The sequence below is a fragment of the Bacillus hominis genome, from assembly GCF_018332515.1.
GTDB classification, from domain to species: domain Bacteria; phylum Bacillota; class Bacilli; order Bacillales; family Bacillaceae_G; genus Bacillus_A; species Bacillus_A hominis.
Genome location: NZ_BOQD01000108.1, coordinates 1 through 938, shown reverse-complemented (window position 1 = coordinate 938; position 938 = coordinate 1). Strand labels below are relative to the sequence as shown.

Sequence of the window (938 nt, the reverse complement as noted above, 5' to 3'; positions counted from 1 at the left end):
AACTTCCTCAGTAATTTTTTCCGTCAAAGCTTCTATAAAGTCTGGATTGACCTGTTGTGCTTTAACTAGTGATGTTTCTTTTGGTTCACCATCACCGTCAACATCTTCAGCATAAACATTGCGAATAACCGTCGGATCCATATCTAAAAGCCCAACAATTTCGTGCTTTTTCTTTGACTCAGAATAATAATGTTTAATCTTTTTTACTGTATCAATACTATCCTCATGAACATATTTAAGTTGGCGTTCTTTTTTTATGTTCAAGTACTCATCGAAATCATTCAACCATCTACGAAGAGTACTTTCAGGAATATCAAGCATGGTTGCTACTTCAGATACGCGATAATAACCATCGCTTAACTGTTCATCAATCATTTGCTCACCACCTAACTATATGATGCCTGTCCTATAATACATTATATAAAAATTCTATAGAAACTAAAAGAACCCCTTTGTAGATTACATAAAATATCATGGACTTTTATACCTGATCACTCAATCATTCACTGCTCATTTATTTAGCTGCATACCAATAATACCTATGTTATCGAGCGGTGATTAGTCGGGTGAGCGTGATTAACACTTGATTATGTACAAAATCACCTTAAAATTCTGTGAACTGAACTAAAAATTTTACATGGATTTTCACTTATTAAAATGCATCTTTTATAATCATTACGTATTCATTACAGTGTTTATTACCGTAATAAATGCGTAACAATTAAAATATTAATTACGGTAATTATTACGGAAGTATTTAAAGTATTGATTTAATAAGATTCTTGATTATCATCCGTAGATGTATTATAGTTAGTACATACAATACTTCGGAAATATATACCGAAGTATTTACGGCTTTTATAACGGTATTAAATTCCGTATAATTATCTTGTCTTTTTGTACCTATAGATAAAATTTATTATTTATTAAAGGTGGTG

Annotated in this window: 1 protein-coding gene; it reads right to left on the bottom strand. The window is 30.7% G+C overall.

Annotated features, from left to right (window positions below):
- Nucleotides 1–375 (bottom strand): MerR family transcriptional regulator (locus KI356_RS12380; RefSeq protein WP_212935565.1); only part of this gene is annotated, 375 nt, incomplete at its 3' end.
- Nucleotides 376–938 lie beyond the last annotated feature (563 nt).